The 25,641-nt window shown below is 70.4% G+C and carries 17 protein-coding genes; 11 read left to right on the top strand and 6 right to left on the bottom strand.

Features of this window, described 5'->3' with window-relative positions; translation table 11 throughout:
* Positions 1–11 precede the first annotated feature (11 nt).
* Complete coding sequence (metK, locus tag FHY05_RS15660; RefSeq protein ID WP_183945379.1) at positions 12–1,211, top strand: methionine adenosyltransferase; 1,200 nt, start codon at positions 12–14, stop codon at positions 1,209–1,211.
* A gap of 238 nt (positions 1,212–1,449) precedes the next feature.
* Here metK and aguB read toward each other — a convergent pair whose 3' ends face one another.
* Together aguB and FHY05_RS15650 are read right to left on the bottom strand one after the other, a co-directional pair.
* Positions 1,450–2,313: an N-carbamoylputrescine amidase gene (gene aguB / locus FHY05_RS15655; RefSeq protein WP_183945378.1), complete on the bottom strand. Its 864-nt coding sequence runs from the start codon at positions 2,311–2,313 to the stop codon at positions 1,450–1,452.
* A gap of 74 nt (positions 2,314–2,387) precedes the next feature.
* Positions 2,388–3,050, bottom strand: coding sequence for a hypothetical protein (locus tag FHY05_RS15650; protein WP_183945377.1), 663 nt, complete (start codon positions 3,048–3,050; stop codon positions 2,388–2,390).
* Between the two features lie 293 nt (positions 3,051–3,343).
* On the opposite strand from FHY05_RS15650, the gene FHY05_RS15645 reads away from it, so the two are divergent.
* The 3 genes from FHY05_RS15645 to FHY05_RS15635 all read left to right on the top strand — a co-directional run bounded on the left by FHY05_RS15645 (position 3,344) and on the right by FHY05_RS15635 (position 9,304).
* Positions 3,344–4,150, top strand: coding sequence for a DUF815 domain-containing protein (locus FHY05_RS15645; RefSeq protein WP_183945376.1), 807 nt, complete (start codon positions 3,344–3,346; stop codon positions 4,148–4,150).
* A gap of 198 nt (positions 4,151–4,348) precedes the next feature.
* Entirely contained in the window at positions 4,349–7,474 is a 3,126-nt protein-coding gene (locus FHY05_RS15640) for a TonB-dependent receptor domain-containing protein (protein WP_311732502.1), read from the top strand.
* 207 nt (positions 7,475–7,681) lie between these two features.
* Positions 7,682–9,304 carry an alkaline phosphatase gene (locus FHY05_RS15635; protein ID WP_183945375.1) on the top strand — a complete coding sequence of 541 codons (1,623 nt, stop codon included), beginning with the start codon at positions 7,682–7,684 and terminating at the stop codon, positions 9,302–9,304.
* Positions 9,305–9,438: 134 nt separating this feature from the next.
* Here FHY05_RS15635 and FHY05_RS15630 read toward each other — a convergent pair whose 3' ends face one another.
* Positions 9,439–9,822, bottom strand: coding sequence for a helix-turn-helix domain-containing protein (locus FHY05_RS15630; protein WP_183945374.1), 384 nt, complete (start codon positions 9,820–9,822; stop codon positions 9,439–9,441).
* 101 nt (positions 9,823–9,923) lie between these two features.
* Between FHY05_RS15630 and FHY05_RS15625 the strand changes: the two genes are divergently transcribed.
* The gene (locus FHY05_RS15625; RefSeq protein WP_183945373.1) at positions 9,924–11,036 is read left to right on the top strand and encodes an NADH:flavin oxidoreductase; all 1,113 of its coding nucleotides are present in this window, start codon (positions 9,924–9,926) and stop codon (positions 11,034–11,036) included.
* Positions 11,037–11,392: 356 nt separating this feature from the next.
* Positions 11,393–11,581 (top strand): hypothetical protein, encoded by a 189-nt coding sequence (locus FHY05_RS15620; protein WP_183945372.1) that lies wholly within the window; start codon positions 11,393–11,395, stop codon positions 11,579–11,581.
* 60 nt (positions 11,582–11,641) lie between these two features.
* Here the strand turns inward: FHY05_RS15620 and FHY05_RS15615 are convergent, their stop codons facing one another.
* On the bottom strand, positions 11,642–14,512 hold the full coding sequence (locus FHY05_RS15615) for a TonB-dependent receptor domain-containing protein (RefSeq protein WP_183945371.1): 2,871 nt from the start codon (positions 14,510–14,512) through the stop codon (positions 11,642–11,644).
* A gap of 417 nt (positions 14,513–14,929) precedes the next feature.
* On the opposite strand from FHY05_RS15615, the gene FHY05_RS15610 reads away from it, so the two are divergent.
* On the top strand, positions 14,930–17,881 hold the full coding sequence (locus FHY05_RS15610) for a TonB-dependent receptor (RefSeq protein WP_183945370.1): 2,952 nt from the start codon (positions 14,930–14,932) through the stop codon (positions 17,879–17,881).
* Between the two features lie 50 nt (positions 17,882–17,931).
* Here FHY05_RS15610 and FHY05_RS15605 read toward each other — a convergent pair whose 3' ends face one another.
* Together FHY05_RS15605 and FHY05_RS15600 are read right to left on the bottom strand one after the other, a co-directional pair.
* Positions 17,932–21,027 (bottom strand): TonB-dependent receptor plug domain-containing protein, encoded by a 3,096-nt coding sequence (locus tag FHY05_RS15605; RefSeq protein WP_260181618.1) that lies wholly within the window; start codon positions 21,025–21,027, stop codon positions 17,932–17,934.
* Between the two features lie 331 nt (positions 21,028–21,358).
* The gene (locus FHY05_RS15600; protein ID WP_183945369.1) at positions 21,359–22,057 is read right to left on the bottom strand and encodes a pirin family protein; all 699 of its coding nucleotides are present in this window, start codon (positions 22,055–22,057) and stop codon (positions 21,359–21,361) included.
* A gap of 113 nt (positions 22,058–22,170) precedes the next feature.
* On the opposite strand from FHY05_RS15600, the gene FHY05_RS15595 reads away from it, so the two are divergent.
* The 4 genes from FHY05_RS15595 to FHY05_RS22585 all read left to right on the top strand — a co-directional run bounded on the left by FHY05_RS15595 (position 22,171) and on the right by FHY05_RS22585 (position 25,468).
* Positions 22,171–23,100: a LysR family transcriptional regulator gene (locus tag FHY05_RS15595; protein WP_183945368.1), complete on the top strand. Its 930-nt coding sequence runs from the start codon at positions 22,171–22,173 to the stop codon at positions 23,098–23,100.
* A gap of 217 nt (positions 23,101–23,317) precedes the next feature.
* Positions 23,318–23,704, top strand: a complete 387-nt coding sequence (locus tag FHY05_RS15590) for a hypothetical protein (protein ID WP_183945367.1) — start codon at positions 23,318–23,320, stop codon at positions 23,702–23,704.
* Positions 23,705–23,882: 178 nt separating this feature from the next.
* Complete coding sequence (locus tag FHY05_RS15585) at positions 23,883–25,178, top strand: PepSY domain-containing protein (protein ID WP_183945366.1); 1,296 nt, start codon at positions 23,883–23,885, stop codon at positions 25,176–25,178.
* 164 nt (positions 25,179–25,342) lie between these two features.
* The gene (locus tag FHY05_RS22585; protein ID WP_260181617.1) at positions 25,343–25,468 is read left to right on the top strand and encodes a hypothetical protein; all 126 of its coding nucleotides are present in this window, start codon (positions 25,343–25,345) and stop codon (positions 25,466–25,468) included.
* Positions 25,469–25,641 lie beyond the last annotated feature (173 nt).

Here is a 25,641-nt window from a genome sequence, read left to right as displayed (position 1 = left end):
CCGGAGTCTCCATGCGTCAGTCGTTCATCTTCACGTCGGAGTCGGTGTCGGAGGGACACCCCGACAAGGTCGCGGACCAGATTTCCGACGCGATCGTCGACCTGTTCCTCGCCAAGGACCCCGAGGCACGCGTCGCGTGCGAGACGATGACCACCACCAACAAGGTGGTGCTCGCGGGCGAGATCCGTGGCCGCGGCATCTATGAGAACGACCAATGGGCGCCCGGCGTGCTCGACGAGATCGAGGCGGCGGTGCGCGCCACGGTGAAGCGGATCGGCTATGAGCAGTCGGGCTTCCACTGGCAGACGTTCGACTTCTCGAACAACCTGCACGGCCAGTCGGCGCATATCGCGATGGGCGTCGACGAGAGCGGCAACAAGGACGAGGGCGCCGGCGACCAGGGCATCATGTTCGGCTACGCCACCGACGAGACCCCGGGGCTGATGCCGGCGACGCTCTACTACAGCCACAAGATCCTCGAGAAGATGGCGGCGGACCGCCACGCCGGCACCGCGCCCTTCCTCGAACCCGACGCCAAGAGCCAGGTGACGCTGCAATATGAGAACGGCGTGCCGGTGCGCGCCACCGCGCTGGTCGTGTCGACGCAGCACTCGGCCGAGCTGTCGAACGAGGCCGGTCAGGCGAAGCTGCGCGACTACGTCAAGGGCGTGTTCGCCGAGGTGTTGCCCGAGGGCTGGCTCCCCGAGGAGAAGGCGATCTACGTCAATCCGACCGGTCTGTTCGAGATCGGCGGACCCGACGGCGACGCCGGGCTGACCGGGCGCAAGATCATCGTCGACACCTACGGCGGCGCGGCGCCGCACGGCGGCGGCGCGTTCAGCGGCAAGGACCCCACCAAGGTCGACCGCTCGGCGGCCTATGTCGCGCGCTATCTCGCCAAGAACGTGGTCGCGGCCGGTCTGGCCAAGCGCTGCACGATCCAGCTGAGCTATGCCATCGGCGTGGCCGAGCCGCTCAGCGTCTACGTCGACCTGCACGGCACCGGCACGGTCGAGGAGAGCAAGCTCGAGGCGGCGCTGCCCAAGCTGGTGCGGCTGACCCCCAAGGGCATCCGCGAGCATCTCAAGCTCAACGCGCCGATCTACAGCAAGACCGCCGCCTACGGTCACTTCGGCCGCGACCCCGAGGGTGACCTGTTCACTTGGGAGAAGACCGACCTGGTCGAGCAGCTCAAGCAGGCGGTCGCCTGAGGAGAGGGCGCCATCCTTCCTTCAGGGAGGGGGATGGCGCACGCGGCAGGCGATGTACTCATCCTCCCTTGCAAGGGAGGTGGCAGGCCGCAGGCCTGACGGAGGGGTGACGCGGCTGGCGAGGAGCGGTGGACTAACCAGCGGCGACACCCCTCCGTCGCGCTGTGCGCGCCACCTCCCCTTACAGGGGAGGATCAAAAGCGACTCTGATCCTCAGTCTTAGTCGCTGCTGGCCCGCTCAGATATCCTCCACCAGCCGCCCGTACAGCTCGGGGCGGCGGTCGCGGAAGAAGCCGAAGGCGGCGCGGTGGCGACGCACGCGGTCGAGGTCGAGCGTCGCGGTGATCACGCCCTCCTCCTCGCGGTCGAGCTCGGCCAGGATGTCACCGCGCTCGTCGATGATGAAGCTGGTGCCGTAGAAGGTCTGGCCATGCTCGGTGCCGACGCGGTTGGCCGCGATCACCGGCACCACGTTCGAGACCGCATGCCCCACCATCGCGCGGCGCCACAGCCGCGCGGTGTCGAGCGAGGTGTCGTGCGGCTCGCTGCCGATCGCGGTGGGGTAGAACAGCACCTCGGCGCCCATCAGCATCATCGCGCGGGCGGTCTCGGGATACCACTGGTCCCAGCAGACGCCGACGCCGAGGCGGGTGCGATGCCCCGCGCTGACCGGACCGTCCCACACCTTGAAGCCGGTGTTGCCGGGGCGGAAATAGAATTTCTCCTCATAGCCGGGGCCATCGGGAATGTGGCTCTTGCGGTAGATGCCCTGGATCTCGCCGTCGGGACCGATCATCGCCAGCGAGTTGTAATGGTGGGGGCCGTCGAGCTCGAAGAAGCTAGTGGGGATATAGACCTGCAGCGCCTCGGCGAGTGCCTGCATCGCCAGTACCGCCTTGTGCTCGCGCACCGGCGCGGCGTTGGCGAACAGCGACTCATCCTCGACCCGGCAGAAATACTCGCCCTCGAACAGCTCCGGCGGCAGGACCACCTGCGCGCCGCGCGCGTGCGCCTCGCGTACCGCCTCGGAGACCTTGGCGATATTGGCGTCGATGTCGGCGGAGAAGGCCAGCTGCAGCGCGGCGACGGTGATCTCGGTCATGCGCGCGCACATAAGGCGCGCGCGCGCGGGAGGCTAGGGTCAAGCCGCGAGGCGCTTCTCCTCCTGCCGGACCGTCACGGCAGGATGCTGCCCGTCCGGTACAAGCGATCTTCGAGCAGCGGCACGATCTCCTCCTCCTCGGTCGCGCGCGCCGGGTCGAGCGCGAGCAGCGCGGCGAGCGCGTGCCAGCCGTGGCGCGGCGTCACGGTCGCGCCGCCGGGGGCGCCGAGCCGGCGGATCATCCCCAGGCCATGCTCGATCTCGCCCGCGCCGCCGACCTCGACCGCGCTGTCGCCGCTGACCAGCACGGGCGCGCGCAGGTCGCCGCCGACCACCAGCACCGAATCCTCGCGGGCGGTGTAGATCCAGTCCCCGACGATCAGGTCGCCGGTGACGACGACGCGGCTGCCCCAGTCGTTGAGCAGGCTGCCGCAGCGCAGGCTGCCGAACACGACCAGCGCGGCATGGCCATCGTTGCCGTCGACCTCCTGGGTCGAGACCTGGCCGGCGACGCTGACGTCACCCTCGATCAGCGTCAGCAGCGTGGACGGCGTATAGTCGCCCGCGATCACGACGTCACCGGTATGGCGCCCGGCGCTGACGTCGTCGGGCTCGAGCACGGGCGAGACCAGCTCGACCTGCGAGAGCAGGTCGGCGAGCGCGGCATCGGGCAGCGCTTCCACCAACGCCGCTATCTTGTTCTGCCACGTCTCCATCGGCATCCGCTGCCACGCCATCCGCACGTCTCCTCGCTCGTCCAAAGGCTTATAGGAAGAGGACGGGGCCGGAGCGGCGACGCGGGCGGGCGCCTGACCCGGATCGAAGGGCGGTACGGAAGGGAGGGTTTCCTGGTTGAAGCTGACCCGTGCTCCGGCGAACGCCGGAGCCCAGGGCCGCAGAGATGACGCTCGTGGCGCTGGGCTCCTGCTTGCGCAGGAGCACGCCGGCGAGCCGTGCGGCGGATCATGCCCTGGCGCCGACCCTCGGCGTAACCCTTGAGCCGCACGCGCTGCCCCGCTAGCCCGCGCCGATGGACCCGCTCGACCGCATCGCCGCCGCGCTGGAGCGGCTCGCGCCGCCGCCGCCGCCCGCCGCCGACCCGCTGGCGCACCCGGCCTATGTCTGGCGCGGCGGCGTGCTGGTCGCCGCGCGCGCCTTCGCGCCGCTCGACCTCGCGCTGCTTCAGCGCGTCGACCAGCAGCGCGACGCGCTGGTGGCCAACCTCGAGCGGCTCGCCGCGGGTCATGCCGCGCAGGACGTGCTGCTGTGGGGCGCGCGCGGCACGGGCAAGTCGGCGCTGGTCAAGGCGAGCGTCGGCGCGGTGCAGGCGCGCGGCGGCGCGCTCGCGCTGGTGGAGGTGGCGGCGGAGCAGCTCGCCACGCTGCCCGCTCTGTTCGAGGTGCTGGCGCGGCAGCCGCGCGCCTATGCGCTGTTCGTCGACGATCTCGGCGTCGACGACGCGGCCGAGGCGCGCGCGCTGCGCTCGCTGCTCGAGGGCGGCGCCGAGGCGCGCCCCGCCAACGCGCGGCTGATCGTCACCGCCAACCGCCGCCACCTGGTGGTGCGCGAGCACGCCGCCGCCGAGCGCGCGATCAACCCGCGCGACGCCGACGACGACCAGCTCGCGCTGGCCGACCGCTTCGGGCTCAGCCTCGGCTTCCACGCCGTCGACCAGGACCATTATCTCGCGATCGTGCGCGCCTATGCCGAGCGCCACGGCCTCGCCTTCGATCCCGCCGAGGCGGTGCGCTGGGCCACCCAGCGCGGCAGCCGCTCGGGCCGGGTGGCGTGGCAATATGTCGTCGAGCTCGCGGGACGCAGCGGCATCTCATTGTGATCGCGAGGTGAATTAGGTCAGCATCAGTGACGGACCGTGCCTGCTTTGCGCCAGAATGAGCGATGGCCAGAGTTTACAATTAGGTGACGAGAGGGTCTTCTCGATCATCGCCGCAGCGGAGCGTCCGACTCCGCGCGACTTGGGTAGCATGACGCCCGCGCCGCCTCCCTTCGGCGCCGGTGCACCAGGGAGTCCATCGTGTCCGATCATCGTCTGTTCTCGCGCGCGTCGCTGCGCCACGGCGTCGCTTGCTCCGCGCTCGCGCTCGCCAGCCTGACCGTCCTCGCCGGCGCGCCGGCCCATGCCCAGGCCGCGTCGCCGACCACGCCGACGCTGCCGCAGACCGAGCAGCCGCCCGCACCGGTCGAGCAGAGCCCGGTCGAGCCCGCCGCCGGCCCCGACGCCCCCGCGGGCGGCGACATCGTCGTCACCGGATCGATCCTGCGCACCACCGATCGCGCCAGCCCCTCGCCCGTCACCACGGTGAGCGCCGAGGCGCTCGACCAGCGCGGCGTCACCACGGTGCAGGAGGGTATCCAGCAGCTCACCTCGAACAACGGGCCGGCGCTGACCAACTCCTTCACCGCCAACGGCGCCTTCGCCGGCGGCGCGTCGGCGGTGTCGCTGCGCGGCCTGTCGACCAACTCGACGCTGGTGCTGTTCGACGGCGTCCGTGCGGCCTATTACCCGCTGTCCGACGACGGCACGCGCAACTTCGTCGACCTCAACACCATCCCCGACGACATCGTCGACCGCATCGAGGTGCTGCGCGACGGCGCCTCGTCGAGCTACGGCGCGGACGCGATCGCTGGCGTGGTCAACATCATTACCAAGCGCCAGTACAAGGGCATCGGCGGTCGCGCCGAGGCGGGCATCAGCGAGCGCGGTGACGCCTCGAACCAGCGGCTCAGCCTGATCGCGGGCACCGGCGACCTCGATGACAACGGTTATAACGCGTACGTCAGCGGCTTCTATTTCCGCCAGAGCGCGCTGTACAACCGCGACCGGCCCTACCCGTTCAACACCGACGATCGCCGCCGCATCTGCAACGACGGCGAGTGCGGCCCCAACCAGGTGGTCAACGGGCTCGACGGCACCGGCGGCTACACCTTCTCGGAGGGCGTCTTTAACACCGGCGGTACGCTCTACGTCCGCCCGTTCGACGCCACCAACACCGACCCGCAGGGGCGCTACCAGCAGCTCAACCCGGCGCTCGGCTGCCGCACCGGGCCGAGCTACACGCTCAACGCCGCCGATCTGGCGCGCACCGACAAGGACGGCAACCTCGTCAACGCCGCCGCGCCGACCTCGGTGTGCCAGGACGATCTGGTCAACAATTACGGCGTGATCTCGCCGCAGATCGAGCGCTTCGGCGGGTCGGCGCGCTTCACCGCGCGCGTCGGCGACAATGCCGAGGCCTATGCCATGTTCAACTTCCAGCAGAGCCGGGTAGGATACAGCGGCAATCTCGGGACGATCCGCGGCAACGCCAATGCCGGCATCGACTACCCGCGCTTCACGACGAGCGGCACCGGCGGCGCCTTCGCGCCGGGCTCGTTCGCCCTGACGCTGCCGGTCTATGTCTGCGCCAACGGCGTCGGCGCGGCCAATGGCATCGACACCGGCTGCAACGCCGGCAACGGTACGCTCAACCCCAACAACCCGTTCGCGGCGAGCAACCAGGTGGCTCGGATCGTCGGGCGCGTCCCGAGCATCCGCACCTATGACGAGACTCGCAGTCGCGTGTACCGCGCCGCGCTCGGCATTAAGGGGCAGGTCGCCGACACCTGGGACTATGCGGTCGATGCCACCGCGATGCACACCGACCTGCGCCGGCTGCAGCAGGGCTATGTCCGCATCGACAACCTGCTCACCGCGATCGCGCAGGGCACGTACAATTTCGTCGATCCGTTCGCCAACACGCAGGCGCAGCAGGACTTCCTCTCGCCCGACAACGTCACCGACGCGCAGTCCGACCTAGCGCAGGTGCAGGCGACGGTGGGCCGCTCGCTCGCGACCTTGCCCGGCGGCCCGCTCCAGCTCGGCCTCGGCATCGCCTATCGCTACGAGTCGATCAACTCGCCGAGCGCCAACGCCGATTACAACGGCCCGACCGATCGCTATTTCGTGCTCAACGCCTTCGGTATCGACGGCAGCCGCTCGGTCTACTCGGCGTTCGGCGAGCTGAACGCGCCGATCGTCGACCAATTCCTCGTCAACGTTTCCGGCCGCTACGACAAATACTCGAGCGGGCAGAGCGCCTTCTCGCCCAAGGTCGGGGCCAAGTTCACGCCGTTCCGCCAGCTGGCGATCCGCGGCACCTACTCGCGCGGCTTCCGCATCCCGAGCTTCGGCGAGGCCAACTCGCTGCCGACCAGCGGCTTCGTCAACGCCTCGCCGAGCACCTATTCGGACGCGTTCCTGGCGCAATACGGCTGCTCGCAGGCGACCTTCACCTCCTGCCCGGCCTATATCAGCAACTCGTCCTACGGGCAGACGACGCGCGCCACGCCCGACCTCAAGCCCGAGAAGTCGCGCAGCTTCACCGCGGGCGTGATCTTCGAGCCGATCCGCCAACTGACGCTGACGGTCGACTATTTCAACATCAAGAAGACCGACGCGATCGCCGCGGCGGACAACCAGGCCGCGATCGACGCCTATAACGCCGGACAGACCGCGCCCGCCGGCTTCGGCCTGGTGCCCGACGTCGCCGACCCCAACTTCCCGAACGCGCGCCCGCGGCTCGCCTTCGTCGAGGCGAGCTACGTTAACGAGAACACGATCCGCTCGCAGGGCATCGACTTCGGCGCGACCGGCACGCTCGACATCGCCGACGACGTCAGCTTCACCTCGGCGGCGCAGGCGAGCCTGATCCTCGAGCTGTCCACCGAGTTCGCCGACGGGTCGAAGCAGACCTACCAGGGCACGATCGGCAACTACAACCTGACCGCCGGCTCGGGCACGCCGCGGTGGCGCGGGACGTGGCAGAACACGCTCAACTACAAGGACTATACGCTGAGCGCGACGGCGCAGTACTTCGACGGCTACAATCTCTCGGCGGAGGACCAGGGCGGCACGCGCGGCGACTGCTCGCTCAACCCGGGCTACGTGCCGTGCGACGTCAAGAGCTACATCACCGTCGACCTCACCGGCAGCGTCAAGATCAACGATCGCGCGACCTTCTACGTCAACGTGATCAACCTGTTCGATGACCTGCCGCCGATCGACCCGGTGACCTACGGCGCCAACCTCTACAACCCGGTGCAGGGCGGCACCGGGATCTTCGGGCGCATGTTCCGTGCCGGCTTCAAGGTGGGGCTGTGATCTAGCGGAGCCATTCATCCCCGCTGATCGTGCTCCCGCGCACGCAGGAGCGCAGGGTATCACAGGGCAGTGCTCCTGGCTCTAGGCTCCTGCATGCGCAGGAGCACGACCAGCGGGGCCGGTGAGGGCGCGATTGCCCCCTGTCACACCGGCGTCACTGATCGGGCCGAGAGCGCGCGGGAACTCGCTTCCCGGGGACCTGCCACGATGACGCTCACGCTCTCCCGCCGCTCGCTGCTCGCCACCGGCACGCTCGGCCTCGGCGCGCTCGCGCTGCCCGGCTTCGCCGCGGCGCAGAGCGTGCTCGCCGCGCGCGGCTTCACCCATTCGGTCGCGAGCGGCGAACCCGCGAGCGACTCGATGCTGCTGTGGACCCGCTACGTCCCCGCCAGCGGCGACTCGGCACGGCTGGTCGCCGAGATCAGCGACACCGCCGACTTCGCGCGCGTGATCGCGTCGGGCGCGTTCGTCACCGGCGCGTGGCGCGACTGGACCGCCAAGGTGACGCTCGACGGGCTGACGCCGGGCACCGACTATCACTACCGCTTCGTCGCCGCCGACGGCACGCGCTCGCCGGTCGGCCGCACGCGCACGCTGCCGGGCGAGGGCGCGCGCGACTTCACGGCGGCGATCTTCTCCTGCTCGAACCTCGGCTTCGGCTGGTTCAATGCCTACGGCCACGCCGCCGCGCGCGACGACCTCGACCTGGTGATCCATCTCGGCGACTATTTCTACGAATATTCGCCAGGCAATTACCCGCCCAAGGCGGCGCAGGTGCCCGGCCGCGTGCCGCAGCCGCTCGCCGAGACGATCCACCTCGCCGACTATCGCCTGCGCTTCGCCAGCTACCGCGCCGACCCCGACCTGCAGGCGCTGCACGCGCGCGTGCCGTGGGTGGTGCAGTGGGACGATCACGAGAGCGCCAACGACAGCTGGGAGGGCGGCGCCGAGAATCACGACCCCGCCACCGAGGGCGACTGGAACCAGCGCCGCGCCGCCTCGGTCCAGGCCTATCGCGAGTGGATGCCCGTCAGCGAGGAGCCGTGGAAGGCCTATGACATCGGCACGCTCGCGACCTTGTGGCGCACCGAGACGCGGCTGTTCGCGCGCTCGCGTCAGAACGAGATCGCCACGCTGCTGCGCGCGCCCGATCCCGCCGCCGCGCTCAAGGCGTTCCGCGACGGCGCGTGGCAGGACCCGGCGGTGACGATGATGGGCTCGCAGCAGGAGGTGTGGCTGGCGCACGACCTGCGCCGCTCGGTCACGCAGGGGCAGCGCTGGCAGGTGGTCGGCTTCGGCACGATCATGGGCAAGCAGCAGCTGCCGGTCGCGGCCGAGGCGCTGCTCGGCGGCGGCACCGGCCGTGTCGACGATTACGTCCGCGGCGCGATCGCGGCGACGCGCGCCGGCGTCGCCTCCAACCTCGACTCCTGGGGCGGCTATCCCGCGGCGCGCGCGCGCTTCCTGCGCTCGGCGCAGGCGGCCGAGGCCGACCTCGTCGTGCTCAGCGGCGACAGCCACAATGCCTGGGCGTTCGACCTGGCGCAGGACGGCGCCGCGGGAGTCGAGTTCGCCGGGCAGGCGGTGACCTCGCCCGGGTTCGAGAGCGCCTTCGCCACCGATCCGGCGCGGGTCGCGCGGATGATGGTGGAGGGCAATCCCGAGCTCAAATGGTGCGACACGTCGCGGCGCGGCTATATGTCATTGACGATCACCCCCGAGCAGGTGCGCAACGACTGGCTGTTCGTCGACACGATCCGCCAGCGCACGCCGCGCGCGAGCGTCGGTCACAGCGCCACGGTGCAACGCGGGCGGCGGGTGATGGCATAGGGCGCGAACAGCACTCCGTTCACCTTCAGGGGTTGGGGGTGGGGCAGCACCGCGAGCCCTGCGTTCAAGCCGGCGCCCCACCCCAACCCTCGCCTTGGAGGGGAGGGAGCAGCCGGCGCCCGCCTCTGATGACCTCACGTCGCGCGCGCGTCGAACGCCACCCGCGCCGCCTCCACCTCGGGCATCGCCTCGCGCGTCCAGCGGTACAAAGCGCGGAACGGCGGCTGGAGCGAGCGGCCGAGCGGCGTGATCGCATATTCCACCGCCACCGGCGAGGTCGCCAGCACGCGCCGCTCGACCAGGCCGTTGCGCTCGAGCCGCCGCAGGCATTGCGTCAGCGCCTTCTGCGTCACCCCCTCCAGCCCGCGCCGGATCGCGTTGAAGCGCAGCGGCCCGTCGTCCAGCACCGTCAGCACCATCATCGTCCACTTGTCGGCGATCTGGTCGAACAGGTCGCGGCTCGGGCAGTCGCTGGCGAAGCGACGCCGACACTCGGCCTTGTCCGCGGGCAGATGCATGGCGGTTTCCTCGACGATACCTAGTGACGCGGCGGCGCCTCATTGACACCTGGTATCCTAGATATACCTAGAGGACGTCTATCGCAACGGAGCTTGCCCACATGGCCTCGGCCGACATCCTCTTCCGCCCGTTCCGCCTCAAGTCGCTCGAGCTGGCGAACCGCATCGTCATGGCGCCGATGACTCGTACCTTCGCGCCCGAGGGCGTGCCCGGCGCCGCCAACGCGGCCTATTACCAGCGCCGCGCCGAGGGCGGGGTGGGGCTGATCCTCTCCGAGGGCACGGTGATCGACCGCCCCGCCGCGCGCAACGAACCCGCCATCCCCTTCTTCCACGGCAACGCCGCGCTGGCGGGCTGGCAGCAGGTGATCGACGCGGTCCACGCCGCCGGCGGCAAGATGGGGCCGCAGCTGTGGCACACCGGCTCGACCAAGGGGCAGAGCGGCTGGGAGCCCGAGGTAGAGGTGGAGAGCCCGTCGGGGCTGCTCGCGCCCGACCGTCCGCGCGGCCAGACGATGAGCGAGGAGGATATCGCCGACACCGTCGCCGCCTTCGCGCGCGCGGCGGTTGACGCTAAGCGGCTCGGCTTCGACACGGTCGAGATCCACGGCGCGCACGGTTATCTGATCGACCAGTTCTTCTGGTCGGGCACCAACAAGCGCGAGGACCGCTACGGCGGCGCGACGATCCGCGAGCGCGCGCGTCTGGCGGGCGAGGTGGTGGCGGCGATCCGCGCCGCGGTGGGCGAGGACTATCCGATCATCCTGCGCGTCAGCCAGTGGAAGCAGCAGGATTTCGGCGCGCGGCTGGCGCACACGCCCGACGAGATGGCGGACTGGCTCCAGCCGCTGGTCGACGCCGGGGTGGACGTGCTGCACTGCTCGCAGCGCCGCTTCTGGGAGCCCGAGTTCCCCGAGCTGGACGGCGAGCAGGGGCTCAACTTCGCCGGCTGGGCCAAGAAGCTCACCGGCGCGACGACGATCAGCGTCGGCTCGGTCGGCCTGTCGGGCGAGTTCATCGCGGCGTTCGGCGGCGAGGCGTCGCGCCCCGAGGGGCTGGAGCGGCTGATCGAGCGGATGGAGCGCGACGAGTTCGACCTGATCGCGGTGGGCCGCGCGCTGATCAGCGACCCGCAATGGGTCGCCAAGGTCCGCGCCGGCGACAGCGACGGGCTCAAGGACTTCGACGCGAGCGCGCTGCGCGAGCTGGTGTGAAGTGAGGGCGGGCGGCACGAGCAGGTGCCGCCCGCCGCTCCCCGCTCCCGTCCCGGGTTCCGGCGTGGTCCTGCGCGGGCGCCGCTTCTTCCAGGTCGGGGCACGCCGACGCGCGTGCTCGACACCGGCGCTCCTTTCTACGAACCGGCCGGTGGCGCCAACGCGCACTTCGACAAGGCGTCGGCGAGCGAGCCAGAGTCGATCAGCGCTCTCTACCTGTTCGACGATCCGGCCGCGGCGACGGTCGAGCCGTCGCCGCCGGTCACGCCCGAGAAGCCGCACGTCCCTCGACTCGGGCGCGGGCGGTGCGAAGCGCCGCGCGATGCGTTAGGCTCCGGTGAGTCGGAGACACGCGCATGTTCATGGACTTCCGCGATCAACCCCCGCCGCCCCGGTGGGAGCCGCACCCGGCGCGCCCGCGGCTGTCGGCGCGGCAGGAGCGCTGGCTCGGGCGGCTGGTGCTGGTCAACATGCTGCTGCTGCTGCTCGCGCCGATCGGCGGCGCGACGCTGATCGACGCCCTCATCACGCTGTTCCGCCGCTGAACGACGCGTCGAGCGACCGACTAAGGCGGGGCGACGCGCGCTGCGCCGCCCCGCCGCGGGTCAGAAGCCGTAGCTCAGCCGCGCGTAGCCGAAGCGGCCCGGTACGTCATAGGTGGTCGGGTCGTAGTTGTTGAGGCTGCACGAGAAGCAGGCGGGCGGGTCGGTGTCGAACACGTTGTTGACGCCGAGCGTGAGCCCGATCTTCTCGTCGAGCCAGGACGGGCGGAACGACAGCTGGACGTCGCCGTAGAAGCGGCTCTTGAGCTTGTTGCCGCCCTGACTCTCGACCACGTCGTCGATGTAGCGGCCGGTGAAGGCCGCCGCGACCGGGCCGATGTCCCAGTCGAGCGTCGCCTGGCCCTTGAAGTGCGGATAGGCCTGATCGGGGCTGCCGCGCTCGGTGCCGGTGTAGCTGGTCGTCGTCGTGCCGTCGGTAGCGGGGACGATCTCCTCGTACTTGAGCAGATAGTTGCCGCTGACCGACAGGCCGAAGGTGCCCGCGCCGGTCGGCTGGGTACGCAGGTTGAAGGTCGCGTCGATGCCGCGGGTGCGGATGCCGCCGGTGTTGAGCAGGATGCCGTTGATCGCGGTGATCACGCCGCTGGGGGCGCGCACGACCGCGGCGCAGGAGAGTGAGTCGCCGGTCTGCGCGCAGCGGTTGAGCAGCGTGTCGGCCGGGATCGAGGCGATCGCGCCGTCCACCTTGATGTCATAGTAATTGACCTCGAGGCTGAGCGCGCTGGCGAAGCCGGTGCGCGCCCAGGCGGGGCTGTAGACGCCGCCGAACACCCAGGTCGTCGCGGTCTCGGGCGCGAGCGCGGCGTTGCCGCCGGTCAGGATCGGCAACTGGCCGGTCGGCTCGGCGTAGCTGCCGCTGGCGGGCACGCCGTTGGCGGTGCAGTTGGCGCGCACCGTCCCCGAGCTCTGGTACGGCGATCCGGCGATGTTGCTGCACGGGTCCGCGAGCGGCTGGTCGAAGCGCGACTGGGCGCCGAACAGTTCACCGATCGAGGCGGCGCGATAGCTCTCGGCATATTGGCCGCGCAGCAGCAGGTCGTTGACCGGCTTCCACAGCGCACCGCCCGAGTAGGTGGTGTTGCCGCCGTAGGTCGAGAAGTTGGAGTGGCGCACCGCGCCGTTGAGCTCGACGAGGCGGAGGAACGGCACGTCGCGGATCAGCGGCAGCCGCAGCTCGCCGTAGACCTCGTCGACGTTGAAGGCGCCGCGTGCCGCCTGCGCGGGGATGTCGGCGCCCAGGCCGGCCTGGATCACGGGGTCCGGGGTGAAGCTGCCCTGCTGGTAGCGGTGCTCGTAGCCGGCGGCGACGCCGACCGGCCCGCCGGGCAGGTCGAACAACTCGCCCGACAGGTTGAAGGTGAAGTCGTTGAGCCGCTGCTGGCTGCGCGAGCGCTCGTCGAAGCCGACGAAGTTGAGCATCTCGGGCGTGATCGATCCTTCGCCGCCGAAGATGTTGAACGGCACGCACGCGCCGGTGCACTGGCTCACCGGCCCGAGCGCCTGCGCGAGCCGCGCGCCGTTGACGTTGCCGGTGAAGAGCTGGTGTGCGTCGTTGGTGGCCGCCACAGCGTTCGCGTCATAGTACCAGTTCTTGCCGAACAGCTGGAACTTGCCGTCGATCGTGCCGGTGACCGAGAAGGTGTCGACGGTCTGGCTGTAGGTGCGCTGCCCGGCCTCGACGAGGCGGCGGTAGATCGCGTTATAGTTCTGCCCGGGCACCAGCGACACGCCGAACGGATTGTACGGGTTGGTCGCGTCGATCGTGATCGTGTCGAGCAGGTTGCCGTTGCCGATGTCGGGCCCGAGCCCGAGCGGCAGGAAGGCGGCGCGGTTCTGCGACTGGCGGTGGTTCCACACCGTCTTGACGCGGACGTTGAACCAGTCGGCGAACTCGGCACGCGCGTTGGCGAAGCCGCCGTAGCGCTCGTTCGGCGTGAGGAAGTAATTGTACGGCGCGAAGTTGAACCGATCCGCGGCGGTGAACGCCTTGAAGTCGCCGGTCGCCAGCGTGGGATCATAGACCGCTCGGCGGCCGGTGACCGGCGCGCGCAGCGTGATGTTCTGACCGTTGACGACGAAGCGGCCCGACGGCGTGAAGCTGGAGCAGCCGCCGATCTCGTCGGTGCAGCTCGTCTGGCCCGGGTTGGGGAATTGCGAGATGTCGCGGTCGGCCGCGCTCACCGGATCCTGCTTGGTGTAGAAGCCGCCGACGTCGAGGTGGACCCGGTCGCTGCCGCCGCCCCAGCTGAGCTGGTAATTCTGCGTGCCGCCGTCGTTCTCGCCGAGATACTGGCCATATTGCGCCTGCGCGCGGAAGCCCTTCTGGCCCGAGCGCGTGATGATGTTGACCACGCCGCCGATCGCGTCCGAGCCGTAGAGCGCCGAGGCGGCCGACTGGAGCACCTCGACGCGCTGGATCATCACGTCGGGGATCGAGTTGAGGTCGACCGTGCCGGGGATGCCGCTGGCGCTGGCGCCGTTGACGTAGCGCAGCCCGTCGACCAGCACGAGCGTGCGCTTGGCGCCGAGGTAGCGCAGGTCGATCGCCGCCGAGCCGGCGCCGACGCCGCCGCCGTCGGGCGGGTTGCCGAGATTGCCCGAGTTGTTGAACTTGGAGTTGAGCCCGCCCGACGAGGCCGGGATGCGCTGCAGCACGTCGGCGATCGAGGAGAGGCCGGTCTTGGCGATCGCGGCCTCGTCGACGGTCACGACGGGGGAGGGGTTGTCGAGCGGGTCGCGGCGGATGCGCGAGCCGGTGACAACCACGTCCTCGCCGGTCTGCGCGGCGATCTGCGCGGCGTCCTGCTCGGGCGCGGCCTGGGCGTGCGCGGCGGCGGGCAGCGCCGCGGCGGCGGCGAGCGCGAGCAGGCTAGGGGCGAGGAGGCGGTGACGTCGGGCGAGCGATCGCTTCATGAGTCTTCCCTGTGCTGCGGCGCCTTGTGCGGCGCCTGTCGGACACGATGCTGCAGAGCGACAGGGGGCGACGGCAAGGTTATTTGCGGCGCAAGATGGCCGACGACAGATAATGTCTCAGACTTGTGGTAAATAAGACACGATCGTGACAGCGATGCTGCCACGTTGACTCGCCAAGATGAGCCACCGGCTCTCTCGCGCTTTTGGCTTGATCGTCCCTAGTCTCTGTTCTCCGCGAGCGCGTCACGCCGCCGCACCGGAAAAGAGAACGATAGACAAGGGGAAATGAACATGCGGACGACCCGTCGCCCCGAACGAGTGCTGCTGTCCTGGACGGCCATGAAAACGATAGGGTATCTATCAACGGCCGTAGCCGGATTTGTAGCAGATCTTCCGGCGCAAGCGCAAGACTATACCATGGGCGCACTGGCCGGGACGGTGCAACGCGCCGACGGCAGGCGCGCGAACGGTGGCGTCGTGAAGCTGCGATCCGACGCGCAGGGCTTCGAGCGCGCCGCGACGGTGTCGCGCGACGGTTCGTTCCGCGCTGCCGCATTGCCGATCGGGCGCTACCAGGTGACGATCGACGTGCCCGGCGCTCCGACGCTCAGCGACACGATCACGATCAGTGCCGGCGCGGTGAACGCTTATACTTTCACCGTCGGGGCTGCCGCCGCAGACAGCGCCGCCGTGGCGGACGTGGTCGTCACCGGACGCGCGCGGCGCGTCAACGATCTCGGACCGGGCACCGGCGGCGTGGCGATCGGCGACGTCGGCGGGCTGCTCGACCGCTCGCCGATCGCGCGCGACCAGACCGCGCTGACCTTGCTCGCGCCCGGCACCACCGCGGGCGATACCACCTTCGGCAGCCTCGCCTCGCTGTCGGGCGCCACCGTGGCCGAGAACGCATATTACGTGAACGGGCTGAACGTCACCAACTTCCGCACCTTCCTCGGCGGCAACACGCCCCCGATCGAGTTCTACCAATCGTTCGCGGTGCAGACCTACGGCCTGCCGGCGGAGTTCGGGCGCGTCCTGGGCGGCACGGTGACCGCGGTGACCAAGTCCGGATCGAACCGTTTCAAGGCGGGCGCGCTGGTCAGCTACGCGCCTGCCGCGTTGCGCGCGACCTCGCCCGACAGCTATGCGTCGCTCAACCGGCGCTACGAGAAGACCGGGGCCGAGGCGAACTATTACGTCAGCGGCCCGCTCATCCGCGATCACCTCTTCTTCTACGCCTTGTACAACCCCAACCGCCACGCCGAGAGCAGCTTCGACCTGCTGAGCGAGCAGCAGCGCCGCTACCGCAGTCACTCGCCCTTCTACGGCGCCAAGATCGACGCCGTCCTCGGTGCCGGGCAGCGCGTCGAGGGGACGTTCTTTCGCGATCGGCAGGTCGATCGTTATCTCTACCGCGCGATCGACCCGGTGTCCCGCGACGTGGGCGAGCGGATCGGCGCGGTCACCGACCGCTCCGGCGGCAACAACTTCGTCGTGACCTACAACGGTCAGTTCGCGCCGTCCCTCTCGCTCACGCTCTCTTACGGCGAGAACCACGACGACCGCGGGCATCGCGCCGACCCCGAGGTAGCGATCGTGACGAGCACGCTCGGCGGCGATACCCAGACGGTTCGCGGCTTCGACTACGACCGATCGGTCGGGTCCGACACCCGCCGCTTCTACCGCGCCGACGCTGACGCGCACCTCCGTCTCGCGGGAACGCACCATGTCCGCGCCGGCTTCGAGCGCGAGTCGCTCACGTCTGCCAGCGACACCTCGTTGAACGGCGGCTATTATTTCACCCTCACGCCCAACTACATCCGGCGCAGCTTCTCGCATAACGCGGGTGTCTGGCACGCGCGCAACGAGTCGTTTTACCTGCAGGACAGCTGGTCGCTGCTCGGCGATCGGTTGACGCTCCAGCCCGGACTGCGCGACGATCGTTTCAGCAACGACGCGATCGACGGCGCCACCTTCTTCCGCTCGGGCGAGCAATGGGGGCCGCGGCTCGGCGCCGCGCTGGACGTCTTCGGCGACCATCGCACCAGCCTGTTCGGATCGTGGAACCGCTATTTCCTGCCGGTGTCGACCGACATCGACATTCATCTCGGCGGCGCGGGGCTGCAATATCGCCAGGACTTCGCCTATCCCGACGGAGTCGACCCGCATGTGGTCGACGCCGCGGGCATCCCTGTCGGGCTGCGCTTCGACCAGCGCGGCAACGTCGTCGGCCTCGGCCGTGCCACGCGCGGTCATGCCTGCCCCGCGGTGTCGCCCAACGCGGGCGAGCTCTGCTCGGGCATCTATCGCGACGGCGTCAAGGTGCCGACCGACGGGCTGATCTCGAGCACGCTCCAGCCGAGCTACGCCGACGAGTGGGATCTCGGCGTCGAGCAGCGCCTCGGCGCGTGGCGCTTCCGCGCCGCCTATATCAACCGCCGCCTCGGCCGCGCGCTCGACGACATGGCGGTGGACGCCGCCGCGATCGCTTACTGCCGCGACCACGGCATCGCCGGGTGCGCGGACGTGTTCACCGGCTTCCACCAGTATGTGCTCGCCAACCCGGGCAGCGACGTGACGGTGCGGCTCAACGGCCGCTGCGACGTCTACCCGCGCCAGTGCGGCGTGGCGCGGCTCAGCGCGGCGGCGTTGCAGCTACCGCGAGCGAAGCGCGACTACGACAGCGTCCAGCTCGAGGTGCAGCGCGGCTACGCCGATCGCTGGTCGCTGCAGGCGAGCTACACCTACACACGGCTCCGCGGCAATTACGAGGGCTCGGTCAAGTCAGACAATGGCCAGCGCAACGCCGGCGAGACGCAGGATTTCGACCAGCCCGGGCTGCTCGACGGCGCCTACGGCATCCTGCCCAACGAGCGCGCTCACACGGTCAAAATGCTCGGCAGCTACGGCATCGGCGCGCGCGTTCGGGTGGGCGCCAACGTGCTGGTCGAGTCACCGCGGCATTTCTCCTGCCTCGGAGCCTATTTCGACTCCGCGAACTTCGCCGCGGCCTATGACAACGGTAGCTACTATTGCGCGCAGCCGCGCTTCGTCCACCGGCGCGCCTTTGCCGATCCGGCGAGCGGGCGCGTGACCTATCTGGTGCCGCGCGGCACCGCCTTCGCCAGCGACTGGCGTCGTGAGCTCGACGTCAACGCGCAGCTCGACCTGCCGCGCCTGCCCGGCAGCTTCCTCTCGATCGACGTGTTCAACCTGCTCGGGTCGGCGGCGCGCACCGACTATCAGGAATATGGCGAGAATCGCGACGGCTCGCTGAACCGCCACTACGGCCTGCCGCTCGAGTATCAGCCGCCGCGCTCGGTGCGGCTGACGCTCGGCGTCCGCCTCGGCGAGCGCGGCGAGGGGTGAGAGGGAGCGGCCGTGTCTCCCGCTGGAAGCGCACGGCCGCCCCGCTCAGGTCACAGCCGCAGCGACACGCCCGCGACGATCTGCCGGCCGAGCAGGTCATAGCCCATGATCGTGTTGCCGCGCAGCAGCCCGATGGTCGAGCGGCTGTCGGGCACGATCGGGGGATCGCGGTCGAACAGGTTGTTGGCGGCGACGCGGAACGTCATCTGCTTGTTGATGTCGAACGCCAGCGCCAGGTCGATCCAGTCGTACGCGCCGATGCCCGGGAACTGGTCCCGCCGCGCGCTCTCGTCCTGCTGCGGGATGCCGGTGTCTTCGGGCGCGTAGAAGGTCAGCGGCATGGCCGCGCGGTGGCGCCAGTTGACCGAGACGCTGGTGCTGTTGTCCGGCGCGGTCCAGGTGGTGCGCAGCTGGTGCTGCCAGCGCGGCATGCTCTCGCCGCAGCCCGCGCCGTAATAGCCGGTGCAGTTGCGCTTGATCGCCGCGGGCGAGGCCTGGCCGCCGTTGCGCGTCATCAGCGTGCCGTTGAAGCTCATGTCGAGCTTGCCGTAATTGCCCAGGCCGAGATTGTACTGGCTCTGGAAGTCCCAGCCGTACGACTGCTCGGTATAGCCGTTCGACGAACCGCGCGCGACCCAGCCGCTCGCCGGGCGAGTAGCGGGCGAGCTCGACAGCGTGCCCGTGGTCGGGTTGCGCACGATGCCGCGGCAGAAATACTCGAGGCCGGTGGTGAGGCACTCGTTGATGATGTCCTGCGGCTGCAGGAACACCAACTGGTCCTTAAGATCGATCAGCCAGCGGTCGATCGAGACGGTCAGCCCCGGCAGGAAGCGCGGGCGCAGCACCACGCCGAACGTCTTGGTGAACGCGCTCTCCGGCGTCAGGTTGAAACCGCCCTCGCGCACCGTGCAGGCGTCGTTCGGGCAGATCAGCGTCGCGCTGCCGTAAAGGTTGGCGGGCAGGCCGGTGTTGGCGCACTGCGCCGGCGTGCCGAGCGGCGCGAGCCGCGGGCCGTTGGGGTTGCCCGGATCGATGCGCGGCGCGCAGGGATCCGAGTAGAAGCCCTGGTTCCAGGTGATGTTGCTCGCCCCCGCCGCGGCGCCGACGCCGGGCGCGGCCTGCGACTTGTTGTACGAGGCGCGGAAGGTGATGTCCGCGACCGGCGACCACAGCCCCTCGATCTTCCAGGTATCGAACTTGCCGGCGAGCCGGTTGTACTTGGAGACGCGATAGCCGCCGTTGAGCTGGAGCAGCCGCGTCCACGACTGGTCCTCCACCAGCGGTGCCTGGATCTCGGCGTTCGCCTCGAAGATGTTCTGCGTGACGCGCTGGTTCTGCCCGCCGTTGTTGGCGATATAGATGTCGTTGACGATCGTCCGCTCCATCTCCTCGCGGTACTCGGCGCCCAGCGCGAGCGCGACGCCCTGCTGCGCGAACGGCGAGGTGATGCCGTATTTGCCGAGATCGCCGCTCACCGTGCCGAGGAACTGGAGCAGCCGCGGGATGCGCGTGCTGATCCCGCCGGTCGCGCCGCCGTACAAATAGTCGTTGGTCGCCTGGTCGCGGTTGAAGGGTACGAAGGCGTTGAACGGCACGCAGCTCGGGTCGCTACCGTTGACGACCGAGCGGCAGGTCGGCGTGCCGCCCACGTTGACCACGTCGAGCGAGCGGTTGATCTGGTCGAAGCGCGCGAACGGCACGTCGATCGTGTCGAGCCGCGCGCGGGAGACCATGCCAGCAATGTCATAGGACCAGACGTCGTTGAAGCCCTTGCCGCGCAGGCCGGCGACGATGCGATAGCCCTCGTTGGTGAACTTCTGCTGGGTCAGCGGCAGGCCGTCGAAGCGGTAGCGCACGTCGAGCGGCGCGAACGCGCCCGCCACGCCCGCGTTGGTGCCGCACAGCACCTGCGCCTGCGACGCGGACAGGAAGGGATTGTCGCAGTTCACCTGGAACGGGGTGTCACCGTACACGGAATAGCTGTACGTGCGGTTGAGCTGCGTGTTGTACGACTTGTCGCGATAGAACAGCACGTTGCTGTAAAGTTCGATGTCGTCGGCGATTTGCGCGGTGAGGAAGCCGCCGACGTTGACGCGGTTGAACGGGCGCTGGAACGCCCAGTCGTCATACGGGTTCGCCGAGCTGCCCGCCGGCCCGCTGTTGATCGGGATGAAGGTGCCGTTCCCATTGGGGTTGTTGACGAACTGCTGCCCCGCGAAGGCGCCCGACTGGGGGATGATCGTGCCCGCCGGCGTGTAGCTGGCGCGCGTGCACGACAGCGGCGCGGTGTTGCTCGGCTGGGTCACCTCGCAGACGCTGTTCGAGCGATCCACCAGCTTGACCAGGCTGGACTGGCGATAGTTGATGAAGCTGGTGATGTTTACCCGCCCGTCGAACAGGTCGGCGCCGGCGGCGAGGCTGACGTCGGCGCGGCCGCCGTCGTTGCTCAGACCATCGACCGCGTTGAAGCCGGCGCGCTCGGCCGCCTCCGTCACCGCGCTGCTGCGGTTGTTGTGGTTGAAGAAGCTGTAGTTTCCGTCGATGCGGACGCCGGTGAAGTTCTTCTTCAGCACGAAGTTGACGACGCCCGAGACCGCGTCCGACCCGTACACCGACGAGGCGCCGCCGGTCAGCAGGTCGATCCGCTCGACCAGGGCGTTGGGGATGATGCCGACGTCGACCGTGTTGGGCAGGCCGATGCGCAGCCCGTCGATCAGCATCAGCGTGCGCTCATAGCCCAGGCTGCGCAGCTTGATGCGCTGGCGTCCCTCGGAATCGCTGAAATTCTGCTCCGAGTTGACCTGCACCTGCGGCAGGCGGTTCACCACCTCCTCGATCGTGGTCGCACCCTGCGCGGCGATGTCGGCGGCGGTGGTGGTGACGATCGGCGCGGCCGAGCGGTTGTTGGGACGGACGATGCGCGTGCCGGTGACGACCACGTCGCCGCTGCTGGCGCTGCCGTCCGCCTCGCCAGCGCGCTGCACGTCGGCGGCGAGCTTGGCGGAAGCGACCGGGTCGCCGATCGGCTTGGCGCTGCCCTGGTCGGTGTCGGCCGCGCTATCGGTGGTGACCTGCGCCGCGGCGGGCAGCGCCATCAGCGCCGCCGCGCAACAGGACGCGGCGAGCATTCCCCTGAACATCATCATGTCTTCCCCTTCGTTCGCCAACGAGCGCGGGGGAGACATGCGTACGCGACGGCCGCTATCGCGCGACCTTTCCGCGCCCACACGCGCGCGGCTGGCTGTTGACCATTACCGCGCGGCGGACCCGCTCCCTCCCGTGTTGGTAGTCACCATGCTGTCACGATGTCAGGGCCGAAACAATACCAATTTAACAATTGGAAAGACTGTGGCGCGGGGGCATCAGGGGACGTGACCGATCACCGGGATCGAGGGGCGCCGGACCGTCACCCAGGCCATCGTGCGCTGACCCGGCCGCCGCACGGCGTGCCCCGTGCGGGACACGCCGCGGTCGACGTCAGGCGGCGTCGACCAGCACCAGCTCGCTGTCCTCGAGCGCGGTGACGCTCAGCACCTCGACCTCGCTGATCGCGGCACCGTCGCGTGCCTCGACCCGCACGCCGTCGATCTCGACCGCCCCGGTGGCGGGCACCAGATAGGCCTTGCGGTCGCGGCCGAGGGGATAGTCGGCGCGCTCGCCCTTGCGCAGCGTCGCGCCGACGACGCGCGCGTCGGTGCGGATCGGCAGCGCGTCGCCGTCGCCGTCATAGCCGCTGGCGAGCGTGACGAACTGGCCCGAGCGCTCGCCCTTGGGGAACGGCTTGGCGCCCCATTGCGGCTGGTCGCCGGTGCGCGTCGGCACGATCCAGATCTGGAAGATGCGCGTGGTCACGTCCTCCATATTATACTCGGCGTGGCGGATGCCGGTGCCCGCGCTCATCACCTGCACGTCGCCCGCCTCGGTGCGCCCCGCGTTGCCGAGATTGTCCTGGTGCGTGATCGCGCCCTCGCGGACATAGGTGATGATCTCCATGTCGCGGTGCGGGTGCGGCGGGAAGCCGGTCTTGGGCGCGATCGTGTCGTCGTTCCACACGCGCAGGTTGCCCCAGTGGGTGCGCGCGGGGTCGTGGTAGCCGCCGAACGAGAAATGGTGCTTGGCGTCGAGCCAGCCGTGGTTGGCGCCGCCGAGCGAGGCGAGGGGGCGGAGGTCGATCATGCTGTTCACTCCCGTTGGGCCGCTGCGGGCCGGTGCGTGGCGATGATCTAGGGCTTGTGGACCGTCGCGTTCAGCCGGATAAAATCGTCCGTCATGTTCGAGGAAGTGGAACAGTGAGCGAGCCCGGCACGCCGACCTTCGACCAGCTGCGCCTCTTCCTCGCGATCGTCGACGCGGGCAGTTTCGGCGCGGCGGCGCGCCGGCTCAACCGCGCGGTCTCGGTGGTCAGCTACGGCGTCGCCAACCTCGAGGCGCAGCTCGGGCTGACGCTGTTCGAGCGCGAGGGCACGCGCCGCCCGGTGCTGACCGAGGCGGGGCGCGCGGTGCTGGCCGAGGCGCGCGCGGTCGCGGCGGGGATCGATGGGCTGCGCGCGAAGGCGCGGGGCCTGCTCCAGGGGCTGGAAGCCGAGGTGGTGCTCGCGGTCGACGTGATGCTCCCGGCGGAGCGGCTCGGCCGCGTGCTGCGCGGCTTCGCGCGCGAATATCCGACCGTGGCGCTGCGGCTCCACGTCGAGGCGCTGGGCGCGGTGGCGGCGATGGTGCTCGACCGCGCCGCCGCGATCGGCGTCTCCGGGCCGCTCGCCGCCGGGGTCGAGGGGCTGGAATGCGAGGCGGCGGGGGCGCTGGCGATGGTGCCGGTGGCGGCGCCCGACCACCCGCTCGGCCGCATGACCGCGATCCAGCCCGGGGCGGCGCGCGGCTACACGCAGCTGGTGCTGAGCGACCGGTCGCGCTTCACCGAGGGGCGCGACTTCGCAGTGGTGAGCCACCAGACGTGGCGGCTCGCCGATCTCGGCGCCAAGCACGCGCTGCTGCGCGAGGGGATCGGCTGGGGCAACATGCCGCTGCCGATGGTGGCGGACGATCTGCTCGCGGGCACGTTGGTGCGGCTGGCGCTGCCCGATCATCCCGGCGGCATCTACCGCTTCGGCACGATCTGGCGCCGCGATTCGCCGCCCGGGCCGGCGGCGTCGTGGCTGCTGGCGCAGTTCGTCGCCGAGGGGCGGGCGGACGCGGGGGAGGCCGGGCTGGGGGATATCTGAGGAGAGAAGTCTCACATCCTCCCCGGTACGCGGAGGGGGATCAGCCGAAGGCTGGTGGAGGGGGCTCTCCGCAAGGGATGTGCTTCGTGGTGAGCCCCTCCACCACTCGGCTGCGCCAGGCGGTCCCCCTCCCCGCGAACGGGGAGGATCTGGTCCTCTGCCGCGGCCCTGATCGACGTCGTTGCGCCGCCCGCGCCACGTGCCTAGTCCATCCGGCGTGACGTCGCTGCGCCGACTCCTCGCGAACAGCCCGCGCCTGGCCCTGTGGCTGGTGGCGGCGGCGCTCGCGGTGCGGCTGCTCGTCCCGGCCGGCTATATGCTGAGCCCGACCCGGCCGCTCGCGCTGATCGCCTGCCCCGGGGTCGTGCCGGTGGCGCATCGCGGCCACGCCGACTCCTCCGCCCACCACCAGGCGCCCGATCAGCCTTGCGCCTTCGCCGCGCTTACCACGCCGCTCGCGGCCGCCGCCGCGACGGTGCCGGCGGCGCTGACCCTGCTGGCCGCCGCGACGCCGGCCCCGCGGCCGCGCGCCGTCGCCGCCCCACGCGCGCCGCCGCGGTGGCGCCCACCGCTGCGCGCGCCGCCGCTCGCCCTCGTCGCCTGACCCATCGCCGGCGCCCGCGCGCCGGTGCCCGTCCCAGCCGCGCGCGTGCCCAGCGCCGCGCGCGGGCGAACGAGGGATCGTCCGCGATGACCGTTGCTACCTGCCCTACTCGCCCTGGTGAGCGCGTTGTTAACCATCTCTGCGCTACGCCGCGCACCGTCCAGGCGGAGCGGTGACGATGGCGGACCTGTATCGCGCGGTGTGGCGCTGGCATTTCTTCGCCGGCCTGCTCACCTTGCCCTTCCTGCTGTGGCTCGCGGTGACGGGCTCGCTCTACCTCTACAAGCCCGAGCTCGAGCATGTGGTCTACGGCGACTGGCTGCGCGTCGCCGCGCCCGGCGCACCCCTGCCCGTCGGCACGATCACGGCGCGCGTCGAGCGCCAGACCGGCGGCCGCGTCGTCCAGCTGCTCCGCCCCGCCAGCGACGACGAGGCGTGGCGGATCACCTACGCGCTGCCCGACGGTGCCAGCCGCATGGCCTTCGTCGACCCGGGTGACGCGCGGATCGCCGGCACCACGCCGCCGGGCGGGGTGATGCAGACGGTCAAGAAGCTCCACAGCCTCGCGCTGACCGGCCGGGTCGGCAACTGGCTGATCGAGATCGCCGCGGGCTGGTCGATCGTGCTGGTGCTGAGCGGGCTGTATCTCTGGTGGCAGCGCGGCCGCGCACCCGCGATCGGCGTCCGCGGCTCGCCGGCGAAGCGGCTATTCTGGCGCGACCTCCACGCCTCGACCGGGCTGGTGGCGGGCGCGGTGATCCTGTTCCTGTCGCTCAGCGGGCTGCCGTGGAGCGCGGTGTGGGGCAGGAACGTCCAGGCCGCGGTGGCGGGCGCGGGCTGGGGCCGGCCGGCCGCGCCGGTCGCGCCCGCGCTCGAGCACGCGCAGCACGACCTGCCCTGGTCGCTCCAGCAGCGGCCGATGCCGCACGACCGCGCGATGCACGGGAGCGCAGCGATCAGCGCCGACCAGGCGCTCGCCGCGGCGGCGCGGCGCGGCGTGGTGCGCGACTATACGCTGAGCTGGCCCGCCATGGTTGGCGCGCCCTGGCTGGTCAGCGCCAACCTCGGGCCGGCACAAGCGGCGCACGTGATCTATGTCGACGCCAGTGACGGGCGCGTGCTGCAGGACGCGCGCTTCGACGGGTTCGGCGGCGCGGCGCGCGTGATCGAGTGGAGCGCCGCGGTCCATCAGGGCAAGCAATATGGCGAACCCAACCGGCTGGTGATGCTCGCCGCCTGTGCCGCGCTGGCGCTGCTGTGCGCGAGCGCGCCGGTGATGTGGTGGAAGCGCCGGCCGAGCGGGCGCGTCGGCGCCCCGCCCGGGCGGAGCGGCGCCGGGCTGGTCGCGATCATGGGCGTGGCCGGGCTCCTCTTCCCGCTGACCGGGCTGACGATGGTGGCGGCGCTTGCCGGCCAGGCGGCGTGGCGGTGGCGTGCACGGATCGGCGCGCGGCGGCTCGTCGCGGCGGAGTAACGTGGCGCGACGGCGGAGAACGGGTCCGCGGCGCGGTGCCGGCGGGAGCGTCATCGCCTGCGGCAGGACTCGTCGGGCGGGTAGACGATCGTGCCCAGGTCACCCAGCAGCTGCCGTGCGAACACCGCCGCGGCTGGCTCGCGCGCTGCCCGTCCGCCGCGCCCATGCGGCGAGGCAGCGCCACCAGCGGCGCGGTGCAGCCACCCGCGACGGTGAGCAGCGCCATGGTGCGCTGCGCCGCGGCGGCCGAGGCGCCGAGCCGCTCCGGCGGCGGCGGCGTCCCGTCATAGCGGCGGCGGGCGCGGCGATCCGCGGGAGTGTCCGCCGGTCCCGCGCGATCGAGCCGGTCACCCGCCGTAGCGACCACCAGCGCGGCCGTGACGGTACGCAGGTCGATGCCGGGGGGGGCTCGCCCGCGGTGCCGCTGCCGGTGGCATGACCCAGCGCCAGCGCGGCGAAGGCG

The organism is Sphingomonas sp. BK580, from assembly GCF_014194975.1.
Classification (GTDB): Bacteria; Pseudomonadota; Alphaproteobacteria; order Sphingomonadales; family Sphingomonadaceae; genus Sphingomonas.
The sequence above is the reverse complement of the archived record's forward strand: the minus strand, read 5'-3'. Positions and strand labels throughout refer to the sequence as shown.